24 protein-coding genes, 2 tRNA genes and 1 pseudogene are annotated in these 25660 nt (G+C 64.1%); 15 read left to right on the top strand and 12 right to left on the bottom strand.

What is annotated here, in order from left to right:
- The first annotated feature begins 1 nt into the window (after position 1).
- Positions 2-322: a DUF3817 domain-containing protein gene (locus tag G7079_RS07775; protein WP_240906142.1), complete on the top strand. Its 321-nt coding sequence runs from the start codon at positions 2-4 to the stop codon at positions 320-322.
- Positions 323-410: 88 nt separating this feature from the next.
- Here G7079_RS07775 and hflD read toward each other — a convergent pair whose 3' ends face one another.
- Genes hflD through G7079_RS07760 form a run of 3 tightly spaced genes read right to left on the bottom strand, consistent with a single transcriptional unit; the run spans position 411 to position 2601 of the window.
- The gene (gene hflD / locus G7079_RS07770) at positions 411-1019 is read right to left on the bottom strand and encodes a high frequency lysogenization protein HflD (protein WP_166056764.1); all 609 of its coding nucleotides are present in this window, start codon (positions 1017-1019) and stop codon (positions 411-413) included.
- Entirely contained in the window at positions 1016-2140 is a 1125-nt protein-coding gene (gene mnmA, locus G7079_RS07765; protein ID WP_166056763.1) for a tRNA 2-thiouridine(34) synthase MnmA, read from the bottom strand. The genes hflD and mnmA overlap by 4 nt, the downstream gene beginning before the upstream one ends.
- Positions 2137-2601, bottom strand: a complete 465-nt coding sequence (locus tag G7079_RS07760) for an NUDIX hydrolase (protein WP_166056762.1) — start codon at positions 2599-2601, stop codon at positions 2137-2139. Before G7079_RS07760 ends, mnmA begins: the two co-directional genes overlap by 4 nt.
- A gap of 85 nt (positions 2602-2686) precedes the next feature.
- Between G7079_RS07760 and clpS the strand changes: the two genes are divergently transcribed.
- Together clpS and clpA are read left to right on the top strand one after the other, a co-directional pair.
- Positions 2687-3016, top strand: a complete 330-nt coding sequence (gene clpS / locus G7079_RS07755) for an ATP-dependent Clp protease adapter ClpS (protein WP_166056761.1) — start codon at positions 2687-2689, stop codon at positions 3014-3016.
- A 66-nt stretch (positions 3017-3082) separates the two neighbouring features.
- On the top strand, positions 3083-5362 hold the full coding sequence (gene clpA, locus G7079_RS07750; protein WP_166056760.1) for an ATP-dependent Clp protease ATP-binding subunit ClpA: 2280 nt from the start codon (positions 3083-3085) through the stop codon (positions 5360-5362).
- 141 nt (positions 5363-5503) lie between these two features.
- On the opposite strand, the gene infA is transcribed toward clpA, so the two are convergent.
- The 4 genes from infA to trxB all read right to left on the bottom strand — a co-directional run bounded on the left by infA (position 5504) and on the right by trxB (position 8664).
- Entirely contained in the window at positions 5504-5722 is a 219-nt protein-coding gene (gene infA, locus G7079_RS07745) for a translation initiation factor IF-1 (RefSeq protein WP_112926214.1), read from the bottom strand.
- A 115-nt stretch (positions 5723-5837) separates the two neighbouring features.
- On the bottom strand, positions 5838-6584 hold the full coding sequence (aat, locus tag G7079_RS07740) for a leucyl/phenylalanyl-tRNA--protein transferase (RefSeq protein ID WP_166056759.1): 747 nt from the start codon (positions 6582-6584) through the stop codon (positions 5838-5840).
- Positions 6581-7714 (bottom strand): GNAT family N-acetyltransferase, encoded by a 1134-nt coding sequence (locus tag G7079_RS07735; RefSeq protein WP_206203269.1) that lies wholly within the window; start codon positions 7712-7714, stop codon positions 6581-6583. Before G7079_RS07735 ends, aat begins: the two co-directional genes overlap by 4 nt.
- Positions 7711-8664 carry a thioredoxin-disulfide reductase gene (gene trxB, locus G7079_RS07730; RefSeq protein WP_166056757.1) on the bottom strand — a complete coding sequence of 318 codons (954 nt, stop codon included), beginning with the start codon at positions 8662-8664 and terminating at the stop codon, positions 7711-7713. Before trxB ends, G7079_RS07735 begins: the two co-directional genes overlap by 4 nt.
- A 183-nt stretch (positions 8665-8847) precedes the next feature.
- On the opposite strand from trxB, the gene G7079_RS07725 reads away from it, so the two are divergent.
- The 6 genes from G7079_RS07725 (at position 8848) to G7079_RS07700 (ending at position 15139) form a co-directional block, all read left to right on the top strand.
- A complete protein-coding gene (locus G7079_RS07725) occupies positions 8848-11226 on the top strand; it encodes a DNA translocase FtsK (RefSeq protein WP_166056756.1) in 2379 nt (792 codons plus the stop codon).
- Between the two features lie 87 nt (positions 11227-11313).
- The gene (gene lolA, locus G7079_RS07720; protein ID WP_166056755.1) at positions 11314-11931 is read left to right on the top strand and encodes an outer membrane lipoprotein chaperone LolA; all 618 of its coding nucleotides are present in this window, start codon (positions 11314-11316) and stop codon (positions 11929-11931) included.
- 100 nt (positions 11932-12031) lie between these two features.
- A complete protein-coding gene (locus G7079_RS07715) occupies positions 12032-12703 on the top strand; it encodes a hypothetical protein (RefSeq protein WP_166056754.1) in 672 nt (223 codons plus the stop codon).
- A 91-nt stretch (positions 12704-12794) separates the two neighbouring features.
- On the top strand, positions 12795-14096 hold the full coding sequence (locus G7079_RS07710; protein ID WP_166056753.1) for a replication-associated recombination protein A: 1302 nt from the start codon (positions 12795-12797) through the stop codon (positions 14094-14096).
- Positions 14093-14491 carry a fluoride efflux transporter CrcB gene (crcB, locus tag G7079_RS07705; RefSeq protein ID WP_166056752.1) on the top strand — a complete coding sequence of 133 codons (399 nt, stop codon included), beginning with the start codon at positions 14093-14095 and terminating at the stop codon, positions 14489-14491. Before G7079_RS07710 ends, crcB begins: the two co-directional genes overlap by 4 nt.
- A 72-nt stretch (positions 14492-14563) precedes the next feature.
- Positions 14564-15139: a hypothetical protein gene (locus G7079_RS07700; protein WP_166056751.1), complete on the top strand. Its 576-nt coding sequence runs from the start codon at positions 14564-14566 to the stop codon at positions 15137-15139.
- Positions 15140-15265: 126 nt separating this feature from the next.
- Here G7079_RS07700 and G7079_RS07695 read toward each other — a convergent pair whose 3' ends face one another.
- Positions 15266-15514: a hypothetical protein gene (locus tag G7079_RS07695; RefSeq protein WP_166056750.1), complete on the bottom strand. Its 249-nt coding sequence runs from the start codon at positions 15512-15514 to the stop codon at positions 15266-15268.
- Positions 15515-15827: 313 nt separating this feature from the next.
- On the opposite strand from G7079_RS07695, the gene G7079_RS07690 reads away from it, so the two are divergent.
- The 3 genes and pseudogenes from G7079_RS07690 to G7079_RS07680 all read left to right on the top strand — a co-directional run bounded on the left by G7079_RS07690 (position 15828) and on the right by G7079_RS07680 (position 18872).
- Positions 15828-16232, top strand: a complete 405-nt coding sequence (locus G7079_RS07690; protein WP_166056749.1) for a heavy metal-responsive transcriptional regulator — start codon at positions 15828-15830, stop codon at positions 16230-16232.
- A pseudogene (locus G7079_RS07685) lies at positions 16229-17997 on the top strand (copper resistance system multicopper oxidase). Before G7079_RS07690 ends, G7079_RS07685 begins: the two are co-directional and overlap by 4 nt.
- Positions 17997-18872, top strand: coding sequence for a copper resistance protein B (locus G7079_RS07680; RefSeq protein WP_166056748.1), 876 nt, complete (start codon positions 17997-17999; stop codon positions 18870-18872). Before G7079_RS07685 ends, G7079_RS07680 begins: the two are co-directional and overlap by 1 nt.
- A 71-nt stretch (positions 18873-18943) precedes the next feature.
- Here the strand turns inward: G7079_RS07680 and G7079_RS07675 are convergent.
- From G7079_RS07675 to G7079_RS07660, 4 genes are all read right to left on the bottom strand, one after another.
- A tRNA-Glu gene (locus G7079_RS07675) sits at positions 18944-19019 on the bottom strand.
- 48 nt (positions 19020-19067) lie between these two features.
- Positions 19068-19143, bottom strand: a tRNA-Ala gene (locus tag G7079_RS07670).
- A gap of 45 nt (positions 19144-19188) precedes the next feature.
- Positions 19189-19677, bottom strand: coding sequence for a DUF1249 domain-containing protein (locus G7079_RS07665; protein WP_166056747.1), 489 nt, complete (start codon positions 19675-19677; stop codon positions 19189-19191).
- 86 nt (positions 19678-19763) lie between these two features.
- Positions 19764-20585: a pyruvate, water dikinase regulatory protein gene (locus G7079_RS07660; protein WP_166056746.1), complete on the bottom strand. Its 822-nt coding sequence runs from the start codon at positions 20583-20585 to the stop codon at positions 19764-19766.
- Positions 20586-20672: 87 nt separating this feature from the next.
- Here G7079_RS07660 and ppsA point away from each other — a divergent pair, with 87 nt between their 5' ends.
- The 3 genes from ppsA to G7079_RS07645 all read left to right on the top strand — a co-directional run bounded on the left by ppsA (position 20673) and on the right by G7079_RS07645 (position 25659).
- Entirely contained in the window at positions 20673-23060 is a 2388-nt protein-coding gene (gene ppsA, locus G7079_RS07655; protein WP_166056745.1) for a phosphoenolpyruvate synthase, read from the top strand.
- A 77-nt stretch (positions 23061-23137) separates the two neighbouring features.
- Positions 23138-24619: a cardiolipin synthase gene (gene cls / locus G7079_RS07650; RefSeq protein ID WP_166056744.1), complete on the top strand. Its 1482-nt coding sequence runs from the start codon at positions 23138-23140 to the stop codon at positions 24617-24619.
- Between the two features lie 95 nt (positions 24620-24714).
- Positions 24715-25659 (top strand): mechanosensitive ion channel domain-containing protein, encoded by a 945-nt coding sequence (locus tag G7079_RS07645; RefSeq protein ID WP_166056743.1) that lies wholly within the window; start codon positions 24715-24717, stop codon positions 25657-25659.
- The last annotated feature ends 1 nt before the right edge of the window (position 25660 follow it).

The raw sequence follows: 25660 nt of genomic DNA, 5'->3' as shown, positions 1-25660 counted from the left end.
GATGACGCCCCTGCAACCGATGAACAAGACCGGCAAGCTGTTCGCTACGATGGCCTTGATCGAAGCCCTGACCTGGACTGGCCTGCTGCTGGGCATGTTCCTGAAATACGTGACCGAGACCACCGACGTCGGCGTGTGGTTGTTCGGCCGTTTGCACGGCCTGGCCTTCCTTGCCTACGTGGTCGCCACCATGATGGTCGCGACGCGACTGCGCTGGCCGATGTGGGCCTTGCTGGTCGCGCTGCTCGCGGCGATTCCGCCCCTCGTTACTTGGCCGGTCGAATGGTGGTTCCGTCGCCGCGGATTGTTGTCCGATCGCTGAAACGCGTTATTCGCTGCAACGAAAACACCCGACGTTGCCAGGCGTTTTCTTGCATGTTCGAAGGCTTTCGATTGCCCTTCGACGTGACTCAGCCCAACATCGAATCGATCGCCGCCGCCATTTCCCGCCGACGGAACAGGAAATCCCACAGGCTGCCGCCCGATTGCCGCCAAAGAACGGCAGATCGCAATGCTGCCAATAGCAACGCACGTATCTCGGCCACCACCCCCGCCTGGCCCAGGTAATGCGGATTGCCTTGCACCATCACCCGTGGGCGCAGGGTGCTCACCGTATCCGCGTACAGGCTGCCCAAGCCCGCGACCACGTCCGGATGTGTGCTACCAAGCCTCTCTGCCTGCGCAGAAAGGCTTTCGATGCCGGCGCCTACTTTCGCTGCAACTGCGGCCTCGCTGCTGAAACGGTGCTCCAGGTTCAACACCGACAGTCCGAGCTTGCCCAGCGCCTCGTCGCGATTGGTATTGGCCAAGTAGTCGCGCAGCAGACGCAGGCCTCCGCGCACTGACGCGATGTCGCCGTACACCGCTCCGGTATCCGGCGCGTCGATGCGGAACACGCTGTCCAGCGCGACCTGCACCCGGGTCGATTCCGATTGGCCGGTGTCGGCGATCCGGCGCACCTGCGCCAGCGCCTGCAACATCCCGCCGAGGGCGAGCACACGATCTTCCATGCCACTCATGCGGCGTTGTTCCTTGCATTGGCTTGACCGGCCAGGGGCGCATCGGTCGAAAGGATGATGGCGCCGCCGAGGCAGACATCGCCGTCGTACAGCACCAGCGATTGCCCCGGCGTGACCGCACGTTGCGGGCGTGAAAACGCGACCTGCAGGCAGCCATCGTCCTGCACTTCGACTTCGCAAGCTTCTTCCGGCTGTCGGTAGCGCGTCTGCGCGGTGCAGGTGAAACGCTTTGCATGCGGTTGCCCGGCGATCCAGTGCGCAGGTTCGCTGCGCAGCGTGGTCGATTGCAACCACGAGCTGTCATGCCCCTGGTCGACGTAGAGGATGTTGCGCTCGATGTCCTTGCCGACCACGAACCACGGTGCTTGTGGCCGGCCGCGCACGCCGCCGATGTTCAGGCCTTCTCGCTGGCCGAGGGTGAAATAGAACACGCCCGGATGCTCGCCGATGCGATCACCGTCCGGTGCCCGGATCTCGCCCGTTTTCGCCGGCAGGTAACGTGACAGGAACTCGCGGAAATCGCGCTCGCCGATGAAGCAGATGCCGGTGGAATCCTTCTTCTCGGCGGTCGCAAGGCCATGCTCGGTCGCGATCTTTCGCACTTCGTCCTTGTACAGCTCGCCCAACGGGAAACGGGTCGCCGCCAGTTGCCGCTGCCCGAGCTGGTGCAGGAAATAACTCTGATCCTTGCTGCGATCCTTCGCCCGCAACAAGCGGTACCGGCCATCCACACAATCGACGCGGGCGTAATGGCCGGTGGCGATGCTGCCTGCGCCGAGTTCGTGCGCGGCATCGAGGAAATGCTTGAACTTGATCTCGCGGTTGCACAGCACGTCCGGGTTCGGCGTGCGGCCGACAGCGTACTCGGACAGGAAATGCTGGAACACACCGTCCCAGTATTCGCGGGAAAAATCGCGGAAGCGGATCGGCAGGCCCAGCTTGCCGCAGACGGCGACGGCATCGCGGCGGTCGTCCTCCGCACGGCAATCGCCGGAATCGTCGTCGGCCCAGTTCTGCATGAACACGCCGATGACGTCCGCGCCGGCATCGCGCAGGAGCAGGGCGGTGACCGACGAATCCACCCCGCCCGACACGCCAACCACGATCTTGCCGCCGTTCATTCCAACTGCTGCACCAACGACAGCGGGTGCCGGCTGCCGCCAAGGAAGTCCGCCACGGTGCGCCACACCAGCGGGCTGCGATGCCGCGCGGCTTCGGCCTGCAATTCCTGCGGCGTCAGCCACAGGGCGCGGACGATACCTTCGTCCAGTTTGGCGCCGGGAATCTCGTCGATTGGCTCAGCGGCGAAGGCAAAGCGCATGTAATGCCGGCCGGTCTCTTCCGCCTTCCACTGGTAGGCGCCGACCACATGGGTGATGCGCACGTTCCAGCCGGTTTCCTCGCGGGTCTCGCGTGCCGCGGCTTCCAGCAGGCTCTCGTCGGGTTCCAGGTGGCCGGCCGGCTGGTTGATCACCAGGCGACCGTTGGCGCGCTCCTCCACGCACAGCAGGCGGCCGTCGCGCACCACCACGGTGGCCACGGTCACGTCCGGTTGCCAGAAACGGCCTTCGCGATAGCTCATGGCGCTTGGGTTCCGAGGTTCATGCCCGCATTGTCCCTGTTGGCATCGATGCCGTCCACGCGCAGCACCTTCGTATAATTCACCCATGCCGCAGAAACCCGACAAACCGCAACACGAGCACGAACACGGCGTCGTCGTTGCCCCCAGCCGCCCGGAAACCGCGCGTCCGCCGCTGTTCTCCGTGCTGCTGCTGAACGACGACTACACGCCGATGGACTTCGTGATCGACGTGCTGATGCGCTTTTTCCCGTTGAACCTGGAAAGCGCCACCCAGATCATGCTGCATGTGCATACCCGCGGACGCGGGGTGTGCGGGGTGTTCACCCGCGAGATCGCCGAGTCCAAGGTGGCGCAGGTGAACGAATATGCAAGGCTGAACCAGCACCCACTGTTGTGCACGATGGAGAAGGCGTAGAAGGACTTGTGCTGGGGTGTTTTCCACCCCACATCTTGAACAGTCTTTTCGGAGGTTCCCGCCCCCATGTTCAGCAAGGATCTCGAGCACAGCATCGGCCAGTGCTACAAGCGCGCCCGCGAAGCACGCCACGAGTTCATGACCGTCGAGCACCTGCTGCTCGCGTTACTCGACAACCCATCGGCAGAAGCCGTGCTCAAGGCCGTCGGTGCCGATTTCCCGCGCCTGCGCGGCGAGCTTGAAGACGCCATCGAAGTCTCGGTCAACAAACTGGCCGAAGACGACGGGCGCGACACCCAGCCCACGCTGGGCTTCCAGCGCGTGCTGCAGCGCGCTGTCTACCACGTGCAATCGTCCGGCAAAAAGGAGGTCACCGGCGCCAACGTACTGGTGGCGATCTTCGGCGAAAAGGATTCGCATGCCGTGTACTTCCTCAACCAGCAGGATGTGCACCGGCTTGACGTAGTCAATTACATGTCGCACGGCATCGCCCGCAGCGGCGAGGACGAATCCACGCAGCCGCAAGAAGGCGAAGCCAAGCCGGAAGGCGGCGAAGGCGAGGGCAAGGGCGACCCGCTGACCGAATTCGCCAGCAATCTCAATGAAGCCGCCATCGCCGGCAAGATCGACCCGCTGGTCGGCCGCGCCGAGGAAGTGGAGCGCACCATCCAGGTGCTGTGCCGCCGGCGCAAGAACAACCCGCTGTACGTGGGCGAAGCCGGCGTGGGCAAGACCGCGCTGGCGGAAGGGCTGGCCAAGCGCATCGTCGAAGGCGACGTGCCGGAGGTGCTGTCCGAGGCGGTGATCTATTCGCTGGATCTGGGCGCATTGGTCGCGGGCACCAAGTACCGCGGCGATTTCGAGAAGCGCCTGAAGGGCGTGCTGGCGGCGCTGAAGAAGCTGCCGCACGCGATCCTGTTCATCGACGAGATCCACACCATCATCGGTGCCGGTTCCGCCTCGGGCGGCACCATGGACGCCAGCAACCTGATCAAGCCGATGCTGGCCAATGGCGAACTGCGCTGCATCGGTTCGACCACCTTCCAGGAATACCGCGGCATCTTCGAGAAGGACCGCGCGTTGGCGCGGCGCTTCCAGAAGATCGACATCGTCGAACCGACGGTGGGCGAGGCCATCGAGATCCTGCAAGGACTGAAACCCAAGTACGAAGCGCACCACGGCGTGAACTACGCCGACGAAGCGATCAAGGCCGCGGTGGATCTTTCGGTGAAGCACATCGGCGATCGCCTGCTGCCGGACAAGGCGATCGACGTGATCGACGAGGCCGGCGCACGCCAGCGCCTGCTGCCGGTGGAGGCGCGCAAGAGCCTGATCGACGTCGAGGAAATCGAGACCATCGTCGCCAAGATGGCGCGGATCCCGGCCAAGCAGGTCAGCAGCTCCGACAAGGACGTGCTGCAGCACCTCGACCGCAACCTGAAGATGGTGATCTTCGGCCAGGACGAGGCGATCACCAGCCTCACCTCCGCGATCAAGCTGGCGCGCAGCGGCCTGGGCAACCCGGACAAGCCGATCGGCAACTTCCTGTTCGCCGGCCCCACCGGCGTCGGCAAGACCGAGGTCACCAAGCAACTGGCGATGCAGCTCGGCATCGAGCTGGTGCGCTTCGACATGTCCGAATACATGGAACCGCATTCGGTGAGCCGCCTGATCGGTGCGCCGCCGGGCTATGTCGGCTTCGACCAGGGCGGCCTGCTGACCGAGAAAATCGTCAAGACGCCGCACTGCGTGCTGCTGCTGGACGAAATCGAGAAGGCGCATCCGGACATCTTCAACATCCTGCTGCAGGTCATGGATCGCGGCGTGCTGACCGATACCAACGGCCGCGAGGCGAACTTCCGCAACGTGATCCTGGTGATGACCACCAATGCCGGCGCGACCCAGGCCGCGCGGCGCACGATCGGTTTCACCCGCCAGGACCACAGCACCGATTCGATGGAAGCGATCCGTCGCGGCTTCACCCCGGAATTCCGCAACCGGCTGGATGCGGTGGTGCAGTTCCAGGCGCTGGGCTTCGACCACATCCTGCGCGTGGTGGACAAGTTCCTGATCGAGCTGGAAGTGCTGTTGCACGAGAAGCAGGTTTCGCTGTCGGCCACCCCGGCCGCACGCGACTGGCTGGCCCAGCACGGCTTCGACCCGCTGATGGGTGCGCGTCCAATGGGCCGCCTGATCCAGGACAAGGTCAAGCGCCCGCTGGCCGACGAACTGTTGTTCGGCAAGCTGGTCAATGGTGGCCGCGTCAGCCTGGACGTGATCGATGGCGAACTGGCGCTGGACGTGCAGGCCGAGCCGGAGAAGTTGCTGCCGGCGGTCGTCGAGTAAGCCACGGGATGGCGTGGGCGGCGGGTATTCGCGCAGCGACATTTCGAGTCGCGTAGCGGATACCCGGTGACCTCGCCATCGGCGATGGACATAACGAAAAAGGCGGCCAATGGCCGCCTTTTTCTTGATGCCGCAAACCACTTACTTCATGCGGTAGGTGATACGGCCCTTGGTGAGATCGTAAGGGGTCATCTCGACCTTGACCTTGTCGCCGGTCAGGATGCGGATGTAGTTCTTGCGCATGCGCCCGGAGATGTGCGCGATGATCTCGTGGCCGTTCTCCAACTTGACCCGGAACATGGTGTTCGGAAGGGTCTCGGAGATCGTGCCTTCAAATTCGATGACGTCGTCTTTTGCCACTGTGGCTGGTATTCCTGGTCTGAAGCGTGGAGTTGCTTGGCATGAAGCCGGGGCCGCGACCGCGACCCGAAGCCCGGCATTCTGACACGTGGGGGCGGGGCTTGCAAAAATCCCGTTAAGCCGGCAGTGAAGCGACCACTGCAGTGGTCGCAAGATCGCCGAAGCGCCCGGTCCAATTCCCGGGCAATGCCGGCGCGTCCCTGACCGCCGCCAGCGCCTGCAGGTAATCCTCCCGCCGCCAGGTTTCCACACCCAGGCTGCGGGTATGCGCATTCGGTACCTGCGCATCGATGATCGGCCAGCCCCAGTCGCGCAGGCGCATGGCCAGCGCTGCCAACGCCAGACTCGACGCGCCGGATTCGGCCGAATACATGCTGTCGCCACAGAACATATGGCCGAACGACAACCCGAACACGCCACCGATCAGCTGCTCGCCATCGAACACCTCGATGCTGTGCGCGTGACCTAGCGCGTGCAGTGCGTTGTACGCGGTCTGCATGTCGGCGGTGATCCAGGTGCCGCCGGATTGGCCGGCACGCGGCGCGGCGCAACCGGCGACAACCTGCGCGAACGCGGTGTCCGCGCGCACGACCCAGTCACTACCGCGCAGTTTGCGGCGCAGGCGGCTGGGCAGGCGAACCCCATCGGTACGGAACACCGCGCGCCGCGACGGGCTCCACCACAGGATCGGCTCGCCTTCGGAGAACCACGGGAAGATGCCGCCGCGATAGGCATTGAGGAAACGAGTTGGCGACAGGTCGCCACCGTAGGCCAGCAAGCCATCCGGTTCGACAAGCGCGAGTTCGACCGGCGGGAAGGGCGCTTGCGGATCGTGATCCAGCTGGACAATGTGCAGGCTCATGCCGCGTCCACCCGGAATGGCGAGTGCGTCTGCAGCTGCCGCAAATGGCCGCGTACCTCTCGGCGTTCCTCGGCGCACCACTCACCGATAGCGCGGGCGAAGCGTGGATCTTCGATGAGGTGCCGGCTGCGCACGATGCTGGGCAGGAAACCGCGGTCGATCTTGTGGCGGCCCTGCGCGCCGGGTTCGAAGCGGGCCAACCCTTGGCGCAGGCAGTATTCGATGCCCTGGTAGTAGCAAGTCTCGAAATGCAGGCCTGGGTGCAGCTCCGCCGCGCCCCAATAACGGCCATACAGCGTGTCGCCGCCTCGCAGGCACAGCGCGCCAGCGATGGCCCGACCATCGCGTTCAGCCAGCACGATGACCAATTGCCGCGGCATGGTGCGCGCCAGGTGGCGGATGAAATCCAGCGTCAGCGCAGGCGAATTGCCGTATTCGGCGAAGGTTTGCAGGTAGAAGCCGTGCATCGCGACCAGATCGTCATCGCTGGCATCGAAGCCATGCACGATGCGAAAGGTAATCCCGGCATCGCGCACCTTGCGCCGCTCCTGGCGGATGTTCTTGCGATGCTTGTGGTTCATTGCCGCAAGGAACCCGTCGAAATCCCGCCAGCCAGCATCGTTGCGCCAGTGGTACTGGATGTCCTCGCGCAACAGCCAGCGGTCATCGAAAGCGGAGTCGTCAGCTTCGTCATCGAAATTGATGTGCGCGGACGACAATGCGGATTGGCGGATGAAATCTTCGATGGTTTCCCGCAATGCGCGCTTAGTCGCCTCATCGTGACCAAGCAAGCGCGGCCCGGTCACGGGCGAGTAGGGCACCGCGCCCAGCCACTTTGGAAAGTAATCCAGTCCGTGCTGCGCGTAGGCATGCGCCCAGGCGTGGTCGAACACGAATTCGCCATGCGAGTTGGTCTTCAAATAACCCGGCGCTGCGGCGATTAGCGCATCGCCCTCCCACAGACCGACATGACAAGGCGTCCAGCCCCAGTCCTCGCGCAAGCATCCGGTGGTTTCAAGACCGAACAGGAAGGCATGCGCAACGAAAGGATTGCGCCCGTCGTGCAGCGCATCCCAGTTCGAAGCGGGGATTTCGGACAGCGCGCGGTGGATGCGCGCCGTCGGCATCAGTGGCCTTCGTCCAGGAACTTCTCGGCATCAAGCGCGGCCATGCAGCCGAAGCCAGCGCTGGTGATCGCCTGGCGATAGACCTGGTCGGCCACGTCGCCCGCGGCGAACACGCCGGGTACCGAGGTCTGGGTGGCATTGCCTTCCAGGCCGGTGGTGATGGTCAGGTAGCCGTTCTTCATCGCCAGCTGCCCGTCGAACAAGGAGGTGTTCGGGCTGTGGCCTATGGCGACGAAGAAGCCGTGCACCGGGATCTCGCGGGTGCTGCCGTCCAGCACCGACTTCAGGCGCATGCCGGTGACACCGGCATCGTTGCCCAGCACTTCGTCCACGGTGTGGTGCCAGACCGGCTCGATCTTGCCGGCTTCGATCTTTGCGAACAGCTTGTCCTGCATGATCTTCTCCGCGCGCAGGGTGTCGCGGCGATGCACCAGGTAGACCTTGCGGGCGATGTTGGACAGGTACAGCGCTTCCTCGACCGCGGTATTGCCGCCGCCGATCACCGCCACGTCCTGGTCCTTGTAGAAGAAGCCATCGCAGGTGGCGCAGGCGGACACACCGCGGCCCTTGAAGGTTTCTTCCGAGGGAATGCCCAGGTACTTGGCAGTCGCACCGGTGGCGATGATCAGCGCATCGGCGGTGTAATCGCCGGAATCGCCCTTGAGCCGGAACGGGCGCTGCGAGAGGTCGGCGGTGTGGATGTGGTCGAAGACCGTCTCGGTCTCGAAGCGTTCGGCATGCGCCTGCATGCGCGTCATCAGGTCCGGACCCATCAGGCCGTGGGCGTCGCCCGGCCAGTTGTCGACCTCAGTGGTGGTCATCAGCTGGCCGCCCATGGCCATGCCGGTGACCACGACGGGCTTGAGGTTCGCGCGCGCGGCATAGACGGCGGCGGTCCAGCCGGCAGGGCCGGAGCCGAGGATCAACAAACGGGTGTGCTTGGTCGGGGTCATGGAGTCGTCGGTCTTGGGGCGATATGCCGCGGTAGCCCCATAGCTTGGCGACGGGATCGGCCCAACACAAGGCGCGATGGCTGCAACACTGTCGCCCGCGTGATCCGGCGCTGCTGCTGTGCCATATGGCACAAATGTCGTAATATCAAACCACTAGGGGAATTTCCTGAGGTCTGATCGCAGGTGGCACGTACGGCTCCTGAAGTGGGCAAGGCTGGCCGCAAGGCCACATCGAAGAACGCGGCCAGCAAACCCGCGATGAGCCCGCGCCGCCAGCGCCTGTGGCGTGACCTTGCGTTGATCGCGGTCGCGCCGCTGCTGCTGTTCCTGCTCGCCTGCCTGGTGACCTATTCGCCGGCGGATCCCGGGTTCTCGCATTCCGGCAGCATCACCGCGCCGATCCACAACGCCTGTGGCCGCGTCGGCGCGTGGATCGCTGACGTGTTGCTGATGCTGACCGGCTACGTGGCCTTCCTGCTGCCGCTGGTACTGGGCGCGATCGCCTGGATCGCGCTGTTCGGCATGGATACCGATGGCGATGGCGAAGCCGACCTGGGCCCGGCCTTGCGGCTGGTCGGCATCGTCGGCTTCCTGGTGTCCAGCTGCGGCTTGCTGTTCCTGCGCGTCGCCGGTTCCAACGATCTGTCCGCGGGTAGTGGCGGGCTGCTGGGGCAATTGGTTGGCAAATCGCTGCATATGCTGTTTGGCGGACTCGGCGCCAACCTGTTCCTGCTCAGCCTGTTCCTGATTTCGGTGACGCTGGCGACGGGGTTGTCGTGGCTGGCGGTCATGGATCGGATCGGTGCATGGGTGCTCGCCGCGCCTGCCGCGGTGATGAAATTGTTCCGCCGTGGCAGCCAACAGGCCACCGAGTGGCAGGAAACCCGAGCGCTGCGCGAGGAACGCGTGGAAGCGCGCAAGGTCGATACCGAACTGCGTGCGAAGCGCACGCCCGTCAAGATCGAACCGCCGGCCGCGCCGGTGGTGGAAAAGAGCGACCGCGCCAAGCGCGAGACCCAGATCCCGCTGTTCCATGGCGGCGACAGCTCCGGCATCCCGCCACTGGCGTTGCTCGACGATCCCAAGCCGCAGCCCAAGGGTTACGACGAACAGACGCTTGAGACGCTGTCGCGGCAGATCGAATTCAAGCTCAAGGATTTCCGCATCGATGCCGAAGTGGTCGGCGCCTATCCGGGGCCGGTGATCACCCGCTTCGAGGTGCAGCCCGCGCCCGGCGTAAAAGTCAGCCAGATTTCCTCGCTGGACAAGGACATCGCGCGCGGCCTGAGCGTGAAATCGGTGCGCGTGGTCGACGTCATCCCCGGCAAGTCGGTGATCGGCCTGGAAACGCCGAACACCCATCGCGAGATGATCTATCTCAGCGAACTGCTGCGCTCCAAGGAATACGACAAGTCCGCCAGCCACCTGACCCTGGCGCTGGGCAAGGACATCGCCGGCCGGCCCACGGTGGCGGATCTTGCGCGCATGCCGCATTTGCTGGTGGCCGGTACCACCGGTTCGGGCAAGTCCGTTGCGGTCAACGCGATGGTGTTGAGCCTGCTGTACAAGGCCTCCGCGAAGGATCTGCGGATGCTGATGATCGATCCGAAGATGCTGGAACTGTCCGTCTACCAGGGCATCCCGCATCTGCTCGCGCCCGTCGTCACCGACATGAAGGAAGCCGCGAATGGTCTTCGCTGGTGCGTGGCGGAGATGGAGCGCCGCTACAAGCTGATGAGCGCGGTGGGCGTGCGCAACCTGGCCGGCTTCAACAAGAAGGTGCGTGATGCCATCGAGGCCGGCCAGCCGATGATGGATCCGCTGTTCAAGCCGAACCCGGAACTGGACGAAGCGCCGCGCCAGCTGGAAACGCTGCCGTTCATCGTCATCTTCATCGACGAATTCGCCGACATGATGATGATCGTCGGCAAGAAGGTCGAAGAACTCATCGCGCGCCTGGCGCAGAAGGCGCGCGCGGCCGGCATCCACCTGATTCTTGCCACGCAGCGGCCATCGGTCGATGTCATCACCGGCTTGATCAAGGCCAATATTCCGACCCGCATTGCGTTCCAGGTCAGCAGCAAGATCGACAGCCGCACCATCCTCGACCAGAGCGGCGCGGAAACCCTGCTGGGCCACGGCGACATGCTGTACCTGCCGCCAGGCACCGCAATGCCGGAACGCGTGCACGGCGCCTTCGTCAGCGACGAGGAAGTGCATCGCGTGGTCGAACACCTCAAGCAGAGCGGAGGAGGGCCGGACTACATCGAAGGCGTCCTGGAAGAAGCGCAGACGATGTACGACGGCAGCAGCGTCGGCGCGACCGGTCTACCGGAGGCTACGTCCAGCGACGATCCGGAAGCCGATCCACTGTACGACCAGGCCGTGCAGATCGTCACCGAAACCCGCCGTGCCTCGATTTCCGGCGTGCAGCGCCGGCTGAAGATCGGCTACAACCGCGCCGCGCGGCTGGTCGAGGCGATGGAAGCGGCCGGCATCGTCAGCACGCCAGAACACAACGGCGACCGTACCGTGCTGGCACCGCCACCGCCGCGCCCCTGATCTTTTGTTCAGGCAGGCGCGGCCATCGTGCAGCCGCATTCAGCTTTCGTCGCACACACTGCATCGCAACGCTGCAGGAGAAGCCCCATGAAATTCACCGCATCCATCCTGACCACCGCACTGCTGCTGGCCTCCGGTGCCACCAATGCGGGCGCACGCGACCAGCTCAACACTTTCACCAAGAACCTGAAAGGCCTGGACGGGCAGTTCACCCAGCAGGTGTTCGATGCGCGCGGCAAGCAGAAGGAAAGTTCGACCGGCCGTGTGGCAGTGTCTGCGCCACGCCTGTTTCGCTGGGAATACGTGAAGCCGTATCCGCAGCTGATCGTGGCCGATGGCAAGAACGTATGGGTTTACGACCCTGACCTGCAGCAGGCCAGCAAGCGTCCGCAGGGCGCGGAAGAAGCCAATAGTCCGCTGGCGATCCTGTTGAACCCGGCCAAACTGGATCAGGATTTCAGCGTTAAGGAGGTGGGCGTCACCGCTGGCATCGAATGGCTGCAGCTGACCCCGAAACAGGCCGAGGCGCCGTTCAAGACCGCCAAACTCGGCTTCAGCAAGGCAGGTCTTTCGCAGATGGAATACGTCGATGCACTGGGCCAGCGCACGAAGATTTCCTTCAGCGGCTGGAAGCGCAACCCGAGCTTCGCCAAGGGCACCTTCGTCTACGTGCCGGCCAAGGGCGTGGATGTGATCGGCGGGTGAGGAGCATCGGTTCGCGTTGATTCAGGCTGCGGCGCTTTCTCTCACGAAGGCTCCACGCGCAGGGCGCGAAAGTGATCCCACGCTCAACGGGATCAACGCCATGAACCGCCTCGGGATCGCATTGCTGCTCGCCGCCATCGCCATGGGCGCCACTGCCGGCCATACCAGCGACAAGCCGTTACTGGTGGAAGGCAAGGGTGTCGCAACGGTCGCCGGCAACGCCGGCTTGAGCGAGGACGCGCGCGCGCAGCAGGCCATCGATGCGGCCACTGCCGCGGCGCTGATCGGTGCATTGCAATCCCGCTTCGATGGCTACGACGTGCAACTCCGGTTGGGCGACATGCGCAGCGAACGGGTGAGCCTGCGCGACATCGCGTTGAATGGCGAAGCCAACCTTCGCCTGGGCAAGGACGAGGCCTGGTTGCCAATCCGCTTCGAGGCGCTGTACGACACCACCGAGCAAACCGTGCTCAACCCGAGCATCGTGCTGGGCGCGACGCAGGTATCGACGCAATCGGCGGACAACCTGCCGCTGCGTGGCTTGCAGGCGCAGATGAATCGCGCATTGGGCGAGGAGTACGCCTCCAACCAGGTCGATTTCTCGCTGGCCGACGCGCGCGTGGTCGGCGACGACGGCGTGCGGCTAGTGGTGCAGGGCGATGGCGTGGCCCGCTTCGATGGCGAGGAACGGGTGGCTGTGACCCTGCAGGCGCTGTACGACCGCGAAAGCAAACGCTGGCTGGATCCGCAGTACGCCCTAATCGAAGGCTGAGCCGCATGGGCACGCGGGCTAGAATGTCCAGGTGCCGGCATCGACTAAAAACAAGCGAACCCAGTATCTCCTGAGCGTTGCCAACGAAGGGATGCGTCCGCTCGCCGAGCGCATGCGTCCGCGCACGCTGGAGGACATGGTCGGGCAACGCCGGCTGCTGGCTCCGAGGTCCGCGCTGCGGCGCGCGGTGGAAGGCGGGCATGTCCATTCGATGATCCTGTGGGGGCCGCCCGGTTGCGGCAAGACCACCCTGGCGTTGTTGCTGGCGCGCTATGCCGATGCCGAATTCGTGGCCATTTCGGCCGTGCTGTCCGGCCTGCCGCAGGTGCGCGAAGTGTTGGCCGAGGCGCAGGCGCGTTTCGAAGCGGGCCGGCGCACCGTGCTGTTCGTCGATGAGGTGCATCGCTTCAACAAGGCGCAGCAGGATGCTTTCCTGCCGCACATCGAACGCGGCACGATCATTTTCGTGGGTGCCACCACCGAGAACCCCTCGTTCGAATTGAATTCCGCATTGCTGTCGCGTTGCCGCGTGCACGTGCTGGAAGCAGTTTCCGCCGATGACATCATGATCGCGCTGCGGCATGCATTGGACGACGGCGAACGCGGGCTTGGCGCACGCAGCTTGACGGTGTCCGACGACGCCTTGCGCGAAATCGCCGGCGCCGCTGACGGCGATGTGCGCCGTGGGCTGACCTTGCTTGAAATCGCCGCAGACATCGCGGAAGGCGAAGGCGGCGAGATCAGCGAGGCCACCCTGCACCAGGTGCTGGCCGATCGCACCCGTCGCTTCGACAAGGGCGGCGACCAGTTCTACGACCAGATCAGCGCCCTGCACAAATGCGTGCGCAGCTCCAACCCGGATGCCGCGCTGTATTGGCTGGCGCGAATGCTGGATGGCGGCGCTGATCCTGCCCACCTGGCACGCCGCCTGACCCGGATGGCGGTGGAAGACATCGGCCTGGCCGATCCGCGCGCGCTGCAGATGGCGATCGAGGCGTGGAATGCATACGACCGCCTGGGCTCGCCCGAAGGCGAACTCGCGCTCGCACAACTCACCATCTACCTCGCCAGCACTGCGAAATCCAACGCCGCCTATCGGGCCTACAACATGGCGCGCGCCGATGTCGATGCCCATGGCACGCAGGACGTGCCGCTGCACATCCGCAACGCGCCGACGAAATTGATGAAGTCGCTCGGGTACGGCAAGGAGTACCAATACGACCACGATGCCGACGGCGGCATCGCGCTGGATCAGACCGGCTTCCCGGACGCGATGGGCGAGCGCGTGTATTACGAACCGGTGCCGCGCGGAATGGAACTGAAACTCAAGGAAAAGCTCGATGCCTTGCGCGCGGCGCGCGAACAGGCGCGCAAGGGCAGGGGCGGGGCATGAACCTGTGGTGGCAACAATTGGTGTTGGTGATGCTGGGCGGAGCACTCGGCGCAGCCGGGCGTTTCTGGCTGGGCGGCGCACTGCTGCGTCGGTTCGGCGAAGGCATCCCGTACGGCACGCTGGCGGCCAACCTGATTGGTTCGTTCGCGGTCGGCTTCCTCGCCATCTGGCTGGAAGGCCGCGGCCCGCATGCGCTGTACTGGCGCGCCTTCCTCATCGTCGGCGTGCTCGGCGCGCTGACCACGTATTCGGCGCTGATGCTGGAATGCCTGCTGATGGCACGCTCGCAACGCAGCGAGCTGCTGCTGGGTTACCTCGGCGGTACCCTGGCCGGCGGCGTCGTGCTGGTCTGGGCCGGCGCGAAACTCGCGGCGATGCTGCGACCGGCGTACTGATCCACCCCGTTGGCAAGCCGCCCGACACGAGCGCATGCTCCGCCAGCGGCAATCCGGCCGCAGGGGGAGGGAATGACGATGCGAATCCTGATAGCAGGCATCATCGGAGGGCTGGTGATGTTCATGTGGGGCGCGGTCTCGCACATGATGTTGCCGATCGGCGAGATGGGCATGAACGTACCGGCCGAACAGGCCAGTGCGATCGCCGCGCTTGGACCGACCACGCAAGGTGCCGGCGTGTACATGTACCCCAGTCCGCCCAAGGAGGACTGGCAGGACGAAGCCAAGATGAAAGCCTTCGCCGAATCCGCGAAAGGCCAGCCGTACGCCTTCGTCATCTACCAGCCCGGCGGCAATCCGGTGAATGAATCCATGACCCCGGCGCTCATCAAGCAGTTCGGCTCGGACACGCTGGCCGCGATCATCGCTGCCTGGGTACTCGCGCTGGGCGCATTCGGTTTCGGCAAGCGCGTGCTGATCGCCGGCACGCTCGGTCTGTTCGCCTGGCTCGCGATCAGCGTGCCGTACTGGAACTGGTATCAGTTCCCAATGGACTTCACCATCGGCAACTTGCTGGAACAGGTCATCGGCTGGCTGCTCAGCGGTAGCGCGATGGCGTGGTGGCTGGGACGCGGGGAGCGTCGCTGAGTCAGCGGATTGATCCGACATCCGGGTGGGAGAGCCGCCCGGATGTCGGATACTCGGGCCAGACTGGTTAATCCTTAATTTCGCATAATGTATATTATGTAAATAATAGAACGTGCAGGCACTGTCTCAGTAGCCATTGCACACCGCCCGCACTACCGCGTCGTTCCTGCTCAGGTCATCGAAGGTGCGTTTGAAACCGAGTCGTTGCAATTGCTGTTCTCGCTTGGTTTTGGCGCGTGCGCATGGACTCTGCTTCGGTTTGTTGATCCTGCCGTAGCTTTGGCGTGAATGGATGTTGCGCGAATCCCGAGAGTTCTTTGACGACCGTTCGCCAGCAGAAAACGGCTTGGGCGCGGTCGAATCAGGCTCTGGCATGAAATCGATGGTGCGATCCGTCCGTTGGCCCATCGGGCAGCTGGCAGACTGGTAGCTGACATGGCCGCTATGACTTACACAACGGTACAAGCTTCCGGAATTCGCCAGTCCAGGGAATAGGCAAATCAGCAAGACCAGGAATCGCATCGCCGCTCCAATGTGAATACTCCGGGCCAACTATCTGCCGGATTACGAGCGAGTTCTGTCGGGAAACGCCGCCTTCGGCTCTCGGAAACGGCTGAACTGAAACACTTGACTCTGGACTAGACTCGAGACTCCAGACTTGCCGAACCGACTTCCCGAGACTCCCTCCATGCAAATCGGACAACTCGCCCAGCACACCGGGGTCGCCATCGATACCGTGCGCTACTACGAGCGCCAGGGCCTGCTGCCACCCCCGCAGCGGCGTGCATCGGGCTACAGGCAATACGGCGAGCAGGACATCTCGCGGCTGCGTTTCATCCGTCGGGCAAAGGATCTCGGTTTCAGCTTGCAGGAGATCCAGGATCTGCTGCGACTCAGCGCGAGCGAAGACGCGGATCGCGCGGAAGTACGTGCACTGGCGCAGCACCGATTGGCGGACATCGAACACAAGATGCGCAACCTAGAGGCGATGCGCGCAACGTTGGCGAACCTGGTCAGCCACTGCTCGGGCCATGGATCACTGGACAACTGCCCGATCATCGAAAGCTTGCTTGGCGTCGAATTGAAACCATGAACAAGGTAACGCCCGACAAGCAACCCGGTCTTGTTACCTCGCGGCGCCAGCTGTTGCGTAGCATGGCACTGGGCGGTGCGACGGCGAGTCTTGGCCTGTGGCGCGAACCGGTTTGGGCATTGGAAGCACCAAGACAAACCGGTGTGATTGCCGGCAACGCATTCGACCTCAGCATCGGCCGCACGCCGGTCAACATCACGGGACGTGATGCACAGGCGGTCACCGTCAACGGTTCCCTGCCCGGCCCGATCCTGCGCTGGCGCGAAGGCGACATGGTGACACTGCGTGTGCGCAACACCTTGCCGGAAGTGAGTGCCATCCACTGGCACGGCATCCTGTTGCCGGCCAACATGGATGGCGTGCCAGGCCTTAGCTTCCACGGCATCGATCCCGGCGGCGACTATCTCTACCGTTTCCGCGTGCACCAAAGCGGCACCTACTGGTACCACAGCCATTCCAGCCTGCAGGAACAGGCTGGCGTGTACGGCGCGTTGATCATCGATCCGATCGAACCCGAACCGTTCGCCTACGACCGCGACTATGTGGTGATGCTGTCCGACTGGACCGACATGGATCCGCATCGCCTGTTTGCGCGGCTGAAGAAACGCAGCGATTACGACAACCTCTACAAACGCACTGTTGGCGATTTCCTCCGCGACGCACGCGCACAAGGATTCTACGCGGCACTCGCCGACCGCAATTCCTGGGGCGCGATGCGGATGAGCCCGACCGATCTGGCCGACGTCAACGGCAACACGTACACCTACCTAGCCAATGGCCGCCGCGCCGATGACGACTGGACCGGCCTGTTCGCACCGGGCGAACGCATCCGTCTGCGCTTCGTCAACGGCGCGGCGATGACCTTCTTCGATGTGCGCATCCCCGGCTTGAAACTCACCGTGGTCGCTGCCGACGGGCAGAACATCCAGCCAGTCGAAGTGGATGAATTCCGCATCGCGCCAGCGGAAACCTTCGACGTGATCGTGCAACCGGATCGCGATGAAGCCTATGTTGTCTTCGCGCAGGCGATGGATCGCAGCGGGCATGCACGCATCACCCTCGCCCCGCGGATGGGCATGCGCGCGCCCTCCCCGCGCTCGACAAACGCGCACTGCTGACGATGGACGACATGGGACATGGCGGTCATGCGATGGCGTCTGGCGAAATGAGTTGCGGCGCATCAATGGGTATGGAAGGCGGCTGCGGCGCCAGCATGGCAGGCATGTCGCACGGCACCGCGATGCAAGCGCACCCTGCCAGCGAAACCTGCAATCCATTCGTTGACATGCAAACCATGTCGCCGACGCCGCGATTGGACGACCCCGGTATCGGCCTGCGTGACAACGGCCGCCGAGTGCTGCGCTATGCGGACTTGCACAGCTTGCAGAAGCCCGCAGACACGCGCACGCCTTCGCGCGAGATCGAGCTGCACCTCACCGGCCACATGGAGCGCTTCACCTGGGGCTTCGACGGCATCAGATTTTCCGATGCCGAACCGGTGCGACTGAAGTACGGCGAACGCGTGCGCTTCACCCTGGTCAACGACACGATGATGGAACACCCGGTGCACCTGCACGGCATGTGGAGCGACCTGGAAAGCGAGAACGGCGACTTCCTGGTGCGCAAGCACACCATCAGCATCCCGCCAGGTACCAAGCGCAGTTTCCGCGTCACCGCGGACGCACTCGGCCGCTGGGCCTTCCACTGCCACATGCTGATGCACATGGAAGCCGGGATGATGCGCGAAGTGCGGGTGGAGGAGTGATGCGCAACGCATTCGCCATCAGCCTGTTGCTGTGCGTGCAGACTGCATTCGCGCAGGATCATTCGCAGCACCAACACCACCCGGCGATGGCGCAACCGCTACCGGGCACCACGACGGACGAACACGCACAAGATCGCGATCAACAGGCGCGCGAAAGCAACGCAGGCGACTATCGCCCCCCTGCCCTCACCGATGCTGACCGCGCCGCCGCGTTCCCGGACCTGCACGGCCACGACAAGTCCGCGCACATGGACGACGACCCATTCGTGTGGATGCTGATCGCGGATCGGCTGGAATGGCAGCAGGGCGACACGCTGGTCTGGGAAGGCAGCGCGTGGTTCGGCCATGATCGCGGCCGGCTGTGGCTGCGCAGCGAAGGCCATCGCGAAAAAGACCACGGCACCAAAGCCGACATCGAAGCTTTGTGGGGCAAACCGGTCAATGCCTGGTGGGATGTGGTCGCCGGTGTACGCCACGATACGGGACACGATGGGCAGGACTGGCTCGCCATCGGCGTAGAAGGCTTGGCGCCATACAAGTTCGAGGTACAAGCCACCGCCTACCTCGGCGAAGGTGGGCAGACCGCGCTGAAGGCCGAAGCCGAATACGAATTGCTGCTGACCAACAAGCTGATCCTGCAGCCGCGCGTCGAGGCCACGGCGTATGGGCGCAACGACGCCGCTCGCGGAATCGGCGCTGGTCTTGGCGATGTGGAAGCCGGACTGCGCCTGCGCTATGAAATCCGCCGCGAATTCGCGCCTTACATCGGGATCGAACGCAGCTACCGCTTCGGCAACACGGCGGATTACGCACGCATCGCAGGTGAACCCGTGCACGACACGCATTGGGTTGCAGGCCTGCGCTTCTGGTTCTGAAGCAGGCGCCAGCACGTATCGCGAGCAACAAAAAACCGCCTTGCGGCGGTTGATGGCTTTTCGGTTTCGGATGGCGTCCCCACGGGGATTCGAACCCCGGTCGCTACCGTGAAAGGGTAATGTCCTAGGCCTCTAGACGATGGGGACAAAACCGAAAATTTTTACTAGCGTGTCCTTGCGGACGATCCAACCAAGTGGTGGAGCCAGGCGGGATCGAACCGCCGACCTCCTGCATGCCATGCAGGCGCTCTCCCAGCTGAGCTATGGCCCCACTGGGCTGGAAAGACACGCATTTTGAGGGACGTTTCCCGAAGCGTCAAGCGGCTGTTTCGATTTTTTCCGGGGACACCGGTTGCAACGTCGCCACGCCATGCCCTTGCTCGGCCAAGTATTGCAGCCATTTGCCGAGGAACGTGTTCATCCGCAGGCGGTGGTCGAGGATGCGCTCCGGCGGCGGGAACATGCCGATCACGTCCTGCCAGCGACGCCCCGCGTAGCAATGCGTGGCTTCGACCTGGCGCGCATCGCGGTACAGGCGCAGGTTGGCGGAAGGATCATGCAAGCCGGTCTGTGGATCGACCAGCCCATAGCTCAGACGCAATTCGACCGTGTAGGCGTGGTGTTCCAGCACTACCATCTGCAGATCAAGTCCGTCGCCGATGCTGGACACATACGTGCCGCATGCGAGATCCGCCGGCTCGAACAGGCGCTGCAGACGCACATGGTTTTCGGCATACAGGCCCATCAGCCAGCTGAAACGGCTCAGTTTCGGCAGTGGAAGGCGACGGGCAAGCACGTGGCTCATGGCCTTGATCCTACACGCGCGCGCCGCATCGCGGCAGGATTGACGGATCGCGGAATCAGGCCTAGCGTAGGGGTTCCAGCGGTCGCTCAATACATCTCGCGATTGATGCCGAGATGCTCAAGGACCCTGCTGGATATCTCCTCGATCGACGCATGCGTGGTGCTGAGCATCTCGATGCCCTCGCGCCGCAGCATCGCTTCCGCCTGTGCCACTTCCCGTTTGCAGGTATCCAACTGCGCGTAACGCGAATTCGCCCGCCGCTCCTCGCGGATCTGGTGCAGGCGGATCGGATCGATGGTCAAGCCGAACAGCTTGTTGCGGTATTGCCGCAACTTGGCCGGCAACCGCTCTTCTTCAAGGTCATCCGGCGTGAGCGGATAGTTCGCCGCGCGGATGCCGTGGTGCAGCGCCAGGTACACGCAGGTCGGCGTCTTGCCCGCGCGCGACACGCCAACCAGGATCAAGTCGGCCTCGTCGTAGTTCATGCTGATGCCGTCGTCGTGGGTCAACGCGTAGTTCATCGCGTTGATGCGGCGGTGGTAGGCCTCGAAATCGACGATGCCGTGCGCCTGCCCGACCCGCTGCTGGCGCGACTCGCCCAGTTCGCGTTCCAGTGGCTCGATGAACGGCTCGAACACGTCCAGCATCAGCGCTCCACTTTCGGCGAGCAGCGCGGTCAAGGCGCTGTCCACGCAGGAATTGACCACGATGGGGCGGGTGCCGTGTTCCGCACCGGCCTGGCGGATTTCCTCTGCTGCGGCGCGTGCTTTGTCCGGACTGTCCACGAACGGCAAGCGGTCGGTCTGGAAACGCACTCCACTGAACTGGGTCAGCAGGCTGTGGCCGATGGTTTCGGCGGTGATGCCGGTACCGTCGGACACGTAGAACACGGGGCGGACAGCATCCATATGCAATCGTAGTCATCGCTCTAGGCAGGGGATGTAAAATAACGGACTTCTGCGCGCCTGCGCTGCCTGAGCCCCACGGAGCCTGCCTTGACCGCCCCCGCCTCGACCCCGAACGTCCTCTGGCTGCAAGACCTGCGCCTGTCCGATCTCACCCAGGTGGGCGGCAAGAATTCCTCGCTCGGCGAGATGATCGGTGAACTGGCAGGGCTGGGCGTCTCGGTGCCCGGCGGCTTCGCCACCACCGCGGACGCGTTCAAGGCCTTCATCGCCCACAACGACCTGCATGCGCGCATCTACGACAAGCTGGCCACGGTCGATGTGGAGGACGTTCCCGCCCTAACCCGCGCCGGCGCCGAGATCCGCGGTTGGGTGATCGATGCCCCGCTGCAGCCCGAACTGGATGCCGATATCCGCACGGCCTACGCAAAACTGTGTGCAGATGCCGAAGCCACCGACATCGCCGTGGCCGTACGTTCCTCCGCCACCGCCGAAGACCTGCCCGATGCCAGCTTCGCCGGCCAACAGGAAACTTTCCTCAACGTGACCGGCGCGGACGATGTGGTGCGCAAGGTCAAGGAAGTGTTCGCCAGCCTGTACAACGACCGCGCCATCGCCTATCGCGTGCACCACGGGTTCGCCCACGAGGACGTGTTCCTGTCAGCCGGCGTGCAGCTGATGGTGCGTTCGGATGTGGGTTCGTCCGGCGTGCTGTTCACCCTGGACACCGAATCCGGCTTCCGCGACGTGGTCTTCGTTACCGCCAGCTACGGCCTGGGCGAAATGGTCGTGCAAGGCGCGGTGAACCCCGACGAGTTCTACGTCTACAAGCCCACGCTCAACGCCGGCAAGCCGGCGATCCTGCGCCGCTCGCTGGGCAGCAAACAGCTGCGCATGGTGTATTCCGATGTGCCGGGCGAGCGCGTACGTACCGAGGAAACGCCGGCCGACCTGCGCAACAAATTCTCGATTTCCGATGCAGACGTGCAGGAACTCGCCAAGCAGTCGCTGGTGATCGAGCAGCACTACGGCCGCCCGATGGACATCGAATGGGGCAAGGACGGCAACACCGGCAAGCTCTACATCCTGCAGGCACGCCCGGAGACGGTGAAATCGCGCGCGCATGCGACGCAGATCGAGCGCTACACGCTGGGCGCACGCGGCGACGTGCTGGCGGAAGGCCGTGCGATCGGCAGCAAGATCGGCAGCGGCACCGCCCGCATGGTGCGTTCGCTGGCCGACATGGAACGCGTGCAGCCCGGCGACGTGCTGGTCGCGGACATGACCGATCCCGACTGGGAGCCGGTGATGAAGCGCAGCGCCGCCATCGTCACCAATCGCGGCGGCCGCACTTGCCACGCGGCGATCATCGCCCGCGAGCTGGGCGTGCCGGCGGTGGTTGGCACCGGCAATGCGCTGGACTCGATCAAGGACGGCGACCCGGTCACCGTCAGCTGCGCCGAAGGCGATACCGGCTTCATCTATGCCGGCACCCTGCCCTTCGAACGCACGACCACCGACCTCGGCAACATGCCGCCGGCACCGCTGAAGATCATGATGAACGTGGCCAACCCGGACCGCGCCTTCGATTTCGGCATGCTGCCGAATGCCGGCATCGGCCTGGCCCGACTGGAAATGATCATCGCCAGCCACATCGGCGTGCATCCGAAGGCGCTGCTGGAGTACGCGAAGCAGGACGCCGCGACCAAGGCCAAGATCGACGCGCGCACCGCCGGTTATGCCGGCCCGGTCGAGTTCTACGTGGATCGCCTGGCCGAGGGCATCGCCACCATCACCGCCTCGGTCGCGCCGAATCCGGTGATCGTGCGCCTGTCCGACTTCAAGTCGAACGAATACGCCAACCTGATCGGCGGCAGCAAGTACGAGCCGCATGAAGAAAATCCGATGATCGGGTTCCGTGGCGCATCGCGTTACATCGACCCGAGCTTCAAGGACGCGTTCGCGCTGGAATGCAAGGCGGTCAAGCGCGTGCGCGAGGACATGGGCCTGGACAACCTGTGGGTGATGATCCCGTTCGTGCGCACGCTGGGCGAGGGTCGCAAGGTGCTCGAGGTGCTGCGCGAGAACGGCCTCGTCCAGGGCGAGAACGGCCTCAAGGTCATCATGATGTGCGAGGTGCCGTCCAACGCACTGCTGGCCGATGAGTTCCTGGAACTGTTCGATGGCTTCAGCATCGGCTCCAACGACATGACCCAGCTGACGCTTGGTTTGGATCGCGATTCGGCCATCGTTGCGAGCTTGTTCGATGAACGCGATCCGGCGGTTAAAAAGATGCTGTCGATGGCGATCGCCGCCGCGAAGAAAAAGGGCAAGTACGTCGGCATCTGCGGCCAGGGACCCAGCGACCATCCGGATCTTGCGCTGTGGCTGATGGAGCAAGGGATCGAATCGGTCTCGCTGAATCCGGACACCGTGGTCGATACCTGGTTGCAGCTTGCCAAGGCCAAGGCCGGCTGATCGCGCGTGAACCTGCCGGCGCTTGCGCCGGCTCGCTGCTCCGGTAGGCTCGGCGACATACCGGATCGGAGCCCGTCATGGCGTTTTTCCTGAGCCCACTGCACTCGCCTCTGGCGTTCCTGATTTTCGTGGTGCACTTGCTGGTGATCGCGCGCGCGATCACCCGTCCCAATCGCGTGCCGGCCTCCCGCGTGGCGTGGGTGGCTGTGATCACGTTCCTGCCGCTGTTGGGCGTGATCGCGTATCTGTTCCTGGGCGAAACCAGCATCGGCCGCGAACGCATCAAGCGCCTGCGCAATACCGAAGCGCGCATGCCGCTGCCGTCGGATGCCGGCCTTGCGAACGGGGCCATCGACGTACGGGTCAGGCCGCTGTTCGACCTGGCGCAGTCGATCAACGGTTTCAAGCCGGAGACCGGCAACCGCATCGTACTGCTGGGCGATCCTGCGGCCACGCCGGAACAGCCCAAGGCTGATTCCAACGCGGCCATCGACGCGCTGGTCGCCGACATCGAACAGGCCCGCGAGCACGTCCACATCGGCTTCTACATCTGGCTGGACGACCACAACGGCGGCCGCGTGGTCGATGCCATGTGTGCCGCGGCGCGGCGCGACGTGCAATGCCGGGTGATGGTGGACGCCCTAGGTTCGCGTGCCTTCGTGCATGGCCTGCGCTGGCGCCAGCTGCGCGACGCAGGCGTGCGCGTGCACGCGATGCTGGACGACGTGCCGCGTCTGGGCCACCTGGCCATCGGCCGCGTCGATCTGCGCAACCATCGCAAGGTGGCGGTGATCGACAACCGCATCGCCTATTGCGGCAGCCAGAACTGCGCGGATCCGGAATTCCGGGTCAAGCCGAAGTTCGCACCGTGGATCGACTTGCTGCTGCGCCGCGAAGGCCCGGTCGTACGGCAGGCGCAGTACCTGTTCCTCAGCGCATGGATCAGCGAGACCAGCGAGGCGCTGGAGGCAATCGTCACGGCATCGCCAGAACCGGAACGGTTCGAAGACGGCGTGATCGCGCAGATGTTCGGTACCGGACCAACCACCCGCCACAATGCGATGTCCGACATGTTCGTGGCCGCCATGTACGCGGCGCGCGATGAATTGCTGGTCACCACGCCTTACTTCGTGCCCGACGAAGCCCTGCTGCGGGCGCTGTGCGCTGCACCGAGGCGAGGCGTCAAGACCACCATCGTGTTCCCGGCCCGCAACGATTCGATGCTGGTCGGCAACAGCTGCCGTAGCACGTGGGCAGACCTGCTGGACTGCGGGGTGAACGTGCTCGAATATCCGCTTGGAATACTGCACAGCAAGTCGATGACCATCGATGGCGAGATCGCCTTGGTCGGTTCCGCCAACATGGATCGACGCAGCCTGGAACTGAATTACGAGAACAACCTCGTGGTCGCCGACCGCATGCTCACGCAGGCGATCCGCAAGCGGCAACTGGGTTACATGTCGGTGAGCCGCACGGTCGGGATCGAGACCGTGCGAGCTTGGCCTTATCACCAACGCCTGCTGCAGAACGCGATCGGGATGATGGCGCCCGTGCTGTAGGCCGCGGCGGCTATCGCTTCTTTTACATCGCGACCGTTACCATTCCGCTTGCGTGCCAACACGCCCAACCGGGCGCTCGGCTTTTCGGGAATCCCATGTCACCACCTCCATCCGCAACCGCCGCCAAGGCCCCCACCGCCAACTTGCTGCAGGATCTGCACGGCGTCGACTGGTGGCAGTTGCTGGAGACATGGGGGATGAAGCTGCTGGCCACGATCGCGATCTTCGTGATCGGTCGCTGGTTGGCCAAGCGCCTGAGCACGGGGCTGGATCGGGTGATGATCCGCGCCGGCGTGGACGCCACGCTGGGCGGTTTCCTGCGCAACATCGCCTATGCAGTGATGCTGGTGCTGGTGATCATGACCGCGCTGACCGCGCTTGGCGTGCCGACTACCTCGATGTTCGCGATCCTCGGCGCCGCCGGCCTGGCGGTGGGTTTGGCGTTGAAGGATTCGCTGTCGAACATTGCTTCGGGCGTGATGCTGATCGTGCTGCGACCGTTCCGCACCGGCGACCATGTCATCGCCGCCGGTCAGGAAGGCGTGGTGCTCGAGGTGCGGGTATTCCAGACGCGTCTGCGCGCGGCCGACCACCGCGTCATCATCCTGCCGAACAGCGAGATCACCACTGCGCCGATCATCAACTACAGCAGCCTACCGCAACGGCGGATGGACATCACCGTGGGCGTGGGCTACGACGACGACCTGCAGCTTGCGCGCAGTGTGCTGCTGGAAATCGCCGAAAAAGAACCGTTGCTGTCGAGGGAGCCGGAGCCGGTGGTGCGGGTCGTCAACCTGGGCGAAAGCAGCGTTGACCTGGTGTTGCAGGCCTTCGCCCGCAACGACGATTTCATCGAGGCACGCAGCCATGTGGTGGAATCAGTACGCAATCAGTTGATCCAGCACGGCCTCAACATCCCCTATCCGCAGCGCGACTTGCATGTCTACCATCGCGACGCCGATGGCCGCCCGTTGTCTGACCTCTTGTTGCGTGGCGTCGCCGACGATGGCGACCTGAAGCCGAAACCGCCGCAGGCCTGAA

Origin of the sequence: Thermomonas sp. HDW16 (genome assembly GCF_011302915.1) — a bacterium.
Lineage (GTDB): Bacteria > Pseudomonadota > Gammaproteobacteria > Xanthomonadales > Xanthomonadaceae > Thermomonas.
This window is presented reverse-complemented; position numbering and strand designations above follow the sequence as displayed.

Bases quoted from the DNA above. Each gene is read 5' to 3' on its own strand.
- G7079_RS07690 (WP_166056749.1), top strand. From the start codon at position 15,828: ATGCAAATCGGACAACTCGCCCAGCACACCGGGGTCGCCATCGATACC.
- hflD (WP_166056764.1), bottom strand. From the start codon at position 1,019: ATGAGTGGCATGGAAGATCGTGTGCTCGCCCTCGGCGGGATGTTGCAG.
- G7079_RS07700 (WP_166056751.1), top strand. From the start codon at position 14,564: ATGACGATGCGAATCCTGATAGCAGGCATCATCGGAGGGCTGGTGATG.
- G7079_RS07715 (WP_166056754.1), top strand. From the start codon at position 12,032: ATGAACCGCCTCGGGATCGCATTGCTGCTCGCCGCCATCGCCATGGGC.
- G7079_RS07710 (WP_166056753.1), top strand. From the start codon at position 12,795: ATGCGTCCGCTCGCCGAGCGCATGCGTCCGCGCACGCTGGAGGACATG.
- G7079_RS07680 (WP_166056748.1), top strand. From the start codon at position 17,997: ATGCGCAACGCATTCGCCATCAGCCTGTTGCTGTGCGTGCAGACTGCA.
- aat (WP_166056759.1), bottom strand. From the start codon at position 6,584: ATGAGCCTGCACATTGTCCAGCTGGATCACGATCCGCAAGCGCCCTTC.
- G7079_RS07660 (WP_166056746.1), bottom strand. From the start codon at position 20,585: ATGGATGCTGTCCGCCCCGTGTTCTACGTGTCCGACGGTACCGGCATC.
- cls (WP_166056744.1), top strand. From the start codon at position 23,138: ATGGCGTTTTTCCTGAGCCCACTGCACTCGCCTCTGGCGTTCCTGATT.
- trxB (WP_166056757.1), bottom strand. From the start codon at position 8,664: ATGACCCCGACCAAGCACACCCGTTTGTTGATCCTCGGCTCCGGCCCT.
- mnmA (WP_166056763.1), bottom strand. From the start codon at position 2,140: ATGAACGGCGGCAAGATCGTGGTTGGCGTGTCGGGCGGGGTGGATTCG.
- clpA (WP_166056760.1), top strand. From the start codon at position 3,083: ATGTTCAGCAAGGATCTCGAGCACAGCATCGGCCAGTGCTACAAGCGC.
- lolA (WP_166056755.1), top strand. From the start codon at position 11,314: ATGAAATTCACCGCATCCATCCTGACCACCGCACTGCTGCTGGCCTCC.
- clpS (WP_166056761.1), top strand. From the start codon at position 2,687: ATGCCGCAGAAACCCGACAAACCGCAACACGAGCACGAACACGGCGTC.
- G7079_RS07695 (WP_166056750.1), bottom strand. From the start codon at position 15,514: ATGCCAGAGCCTGATTCGACCGCGCCCAAGCCGTTTTCTGCTGGCGAA.
- G7079_RS07645 (WP_166056743.1), top strand. From the start codon at position 24,715: ATGTCACCACCTCCATCCGCAACCGCCGCCAAGGCCCCCACCGCCAAC.
- G7079_RS07665 (WP_166056747.1), bottom strand. From the start codon at position 19,677: ATGAGCCACGTGCTTGCCCGTCGCCTTCCACTGCCGAAACTGAGCCGT.
- G7079_RS07775 (WP_240906142.1), top strand. From the start codon at position 2: ATGACGCCCCTGCAACCGATGAACAAGACCGGCAAGCTGTTCGCTACG.
- G7079_RS07760 (WP_166056762.1), bottom strand. From the start codon at position 2,601: ATGAGCTATCGCGAAGGCCGTTTCTGGCAACCGGACGTGACCGTGGCC.
- crcB (WP_166056752.1), top strand. From the start codon at position 14,093: ATGAACCTGTGGTGGCAACAATTGGTGTTGGTGATGCTGGGCGGAGCA.